This window comes from Streptomyces sp. SID3343 (assembly GCF_009865215.1).
GTDB lineage: Bacteria > Actinomycetota > Actinomycetes > Streptomycetales > Streptomycetaceae > Embleya.
This window is the reverse complement of record NZ_WWJX01000574.1, coordinates 1-3,469: the sequence shown is the minus strand read 5'-3', so window position 1 is coordinate 3,469 and position 3,469 is coordinate 1. Positions and strand designations below refer to the sequence as shown.

The following is a 3,469-nucleotide window of genomic DNA, read 5'->3' as shown; positions in this document are numbered from 1 at the left end:
CGCCGACGAGCCGGTCGAGGCCCGGAGCGCACCGGTCGGCGCGGTCGAGCGGGTGGCCCGCTTCCGGGCCCACGCGTCCCGCGAGGCGTTCACGCTGGCCACCCGGTTCGCGGCGGTGCAACTCGACCTCCCGATCATGCGATCGGTGCAGCGCGAGACCGCTCCGGAGGCGGGCTCCGAACACCTCGCCGAATTCCTCATCGGCGACCTGGTCGCGCCCCTGCCGGACATCGGCGAGGATTCCTTCGCGTTTCACCCGGGGGTGCGCGAGGAACTGCTCGCGTGTGGCACCAGGAGCACCACCGAACGCGCATTTCAAAAGACCGTGGAGATACTCGCCCCGCTGGGCGGTCCGGCGCACACACTGGTGGGCGGATCCGTCGCCCGAGGTCCGGTGCCCGATTTCGAGGCGACTGCGGAGAACCTGCGTTTTCACGAACTGGAGTACGCGGTCCGACAAGCCCTGTCCGGTGCGCATCTGCCCCGGGCGCGACAGCTCGGACTATTCCTCGCCGGGCACGGCAACGGCACACATATGGTCGTATCAGCAGACCGCCGGGAAACGAGTCGTTCGGGTCAGCCGAATGTTGGAGACAGCAGTGGGGGTTCTGGCACAGTGAATTCTGCAGAAGCGTCCGACCGAGACAAGATGCCCCCCGGTCGCGAGCCGTCTCCGGCGTCTCCCCCTGTGCTGAGCGGGATTGCGGAAGGTGTCGGCGGGGGGCGAGGAAGCAGGACAGTGACTACCACCGTCGCCCCCGACGCGCGGGACGAAGGCGCGCCCGCCGATACGGTCGGTTCCCACGGCGCCGCGGTACGCCCGGCCGTCTGGGGAAACATTCCGCCGCGCAACCAGGTCTTCACCGGCCGCAGGGAACTCCTGGAAAATCTCGACCGTGGGCTCAGGGGCGGAATGACCGCCGTCCTGCCGCACACACTGCACGGAATGGGCGGCGTCGGAAAATCTCAACTCGCCCTCGAATACGTGTATCGGCACGCCGCGGAATTCGATATCGTCTGGTGGATTTCCGCCGAACGGCCCACCCAGGTCGTCAAGGCCCTCGTGGAACTCGCCCAGCGACTCGGACTTCCGGTGGGCGGGGAGGCGATTACCGCGGTGCCGGCCGTCCTGGAGGCGCTGCGTACCGGGATTCCGCACCAAAAGTGGCTGCTCGTCTTCGACAACGCGGAAAGTCCCGAGTCGATCCAGGAATACTTCCCCGGGGGCCCCGGCGGGCCGGCCGGATCCATCCTGGTGACGTCACGCAATCCGCAATGGAACACCCTCGCCCATCCCCTGGAAGTCGACGTCTTCGAACGCGACGAAAGCGTCCAACTCCTCCAGCGCCGCAACCCGGACCTGTCCACCGCGGACGCGCTCCGACTCGCGGACGTGCTCGGTGACCTGCCCCTCGCCGTCGAGCAGGCGTCCGCCTGGCGCGCCGAGACGGGCATGCCGGTGGACGAATACCTACGCCTGTTCGAGGAGAAGCGGGTCGAGTTGATGACCGTCTCCCGGCCCGCGCTGTACGAGGAAACCGTCGCCACGGCCTGGAACGTCTCGCTCGACTACTTGGAGCGAAAGAGCGCCGCCGCACTGCAACTCCTGCAGGTCTGCGCCTATTTCGCGCCGGAGCCGATCGCTCGGTCGATCTTCTCCGCCACCGCGGTCGATCCGATCGCCCCGGAACTCGACTTGGCGCTGACCGATCCGCTGCGCCTGGGCCGGGCGATCCGCGAGATCAACCGCTATTCGCTCGCGAAGATCGACCACCGGACGAACTCCATTCAGATGCACCGTCTGGTGCAGGCCGTGCTCATCGCGCGCATGACGGAGGAACAACGCGTCCGGATGCGCCACGGCGCCCACATGCTCCTCGCCGGCAACGCGCCGAAGAATCCACAGGATCCCGATCACTGGCCGCGCTACGGCGAGTTGTACCCGCACGTGGTGGTCTCCCAGGCGGTGGATTCCCCGTCGCGACGGGCCCGGCAGATGGTCTTCGGCTTCGCGGAATACCTGTACTGGTGGGGCGACCACGAAGGGGCCCGCAGTTTCGCCCAGCGCACGTACGAACAGTGGCGCGACGCCTACGGCGACGCCGACCCGCAGACCGTCATGCTCGGCCGACACCTGCGCTCGGTGCTGTGGGTCATGGGCCGATATACCGAGTCCGCCGACCTCAGCGCGCACCTGTTGGCGGTTCTCGAACGCGACACCGACGCGGACAGCGTCGAGGAACTGCTGCGGGTCAAGGGCCAGGTGGCCTCCGACCTGCGGGCCCAGGGCGACTTCCGCGGCGCGCTCGCCATCGACCAGGAGGTGTACGACCGAGCCGTGCACGTGTGTGGCGTCGACGACCCCGAGACGCTGCGACACGCGCACAACCTCGGTGTCTCGCTGCGCGCCAACGGGGAGTACCAAAGGGCCCTCACGCTCGACACCGACACGTGGCAGCGCAAGCGCGAGATGTACGGCGAACAGTCGCTCAGCGCGCTGCTCACCGAGTCGAGTATCGCGTACAACCGCCGAGAGCTCGGCGAATACCTGACGTCCGCCCGCCTGCTCCAGAGCGTGGTCGAGAAGTATCGGCAAAGCGTCGGAGAGAGCAACCCGTTCACCCAGCGCGCCATCGCCCGGCTCGGCGTGGCCCTGCGCAAGGCGGGCGACCACCAGGGCGCGGCGGAACTCACCGGCTACGCGCGCCGGACGCTGACCGAGCGCTACGGCGCGCACAGCCCCGACGCCCTCCAGGCCGCGCTCAACCTGTCCGTCGACCTGCGCCAACTGGGCGACCTCCAGGAGGCGTACAAGCTCGGCGAACGCACCAGGACCCTGTACGTGGAGACGTTCGGGGCCGACCACCCGCACGCCATGGCGGCGTCGCTGAACCTGGCCATCACCCTGCGGCTGCTGAGCCGGGTCGAGGCGGCGCGCGAGCTCAACGACGCGGCGTTCGCCTACTGCGTGGAACGCCTCGGCGAGTTCCACCCGTCCACGCTCGTGTGTCGGGCCAACCTCGCCAGCGACCTGTTCGCGCTGGGAGAGGTGGCCGCCGCGCTGGCGATGGACGAGGTCACCGTCGAAGCCGCCGAGCGCGTGCTCGGTCCCGATCACCCGACCTCGTTGGTGATCAAGACCAACCTGGCGGCCGACCTGCGTGCCGTGGGACGCCGCGAGGAGGCGGAGACCAAGCACCGCGAGGCGCTGGAGGGCCTGGTCGAGCGACTCGGGGCGGAGCACCCCGCGTGCACCCAAACCCAGGAGTGGCGCCGGGCCAACTGCGACCTCGAACCCAGTCCGCTGTAGGCACCCGAGCATCCCCGAGGCCCACCGGTCCGCGACGGACCGGTGGGCCCGCGACACACACCGCGTGCGCCGGCCCCACCGAACCGCTCAGCCGCTCTGAAGGGCCCCAGCGGTCCGGCGGATTCCAGGGGTCGTCGCAACACATGATCACTGATGTGT

At 68.9% G+C, this 3,469-nt stretch carries 2 protein-coding genes; one reads left to right on the top strand and one right to left on the bottom strand.

All coding sequences use genetic code 11. The features are described from left to right. A partial coding sequence (locus GT354_RS54100; protein ID WP_237535093.1) for a hypothetical protein occupies nt 1-256 on the bottom strand: 256 nt, incomplete at its 3' end. A 483-nt stretch (nt 257-739) separates the two neighbouring features. Here GT354_RS54100 and fxsT point away from each other — a divergent pair. Further along, the gene (gene fxsT / locus GT354_RS17765) at nt 740-3,310 is read left to right on the top strand and encodes an FxSxx-COOH system tetratricopeptide repeat protein (protein WP_346012067.1); all 2,571 of its coding nucleotides are present in this window, start codon (nt 740-742) and stop codon (nt 3,308-3,310) included. The last annotated feature ends 159 nt before the right edge of the window (nt 3,311-3,469 follow it).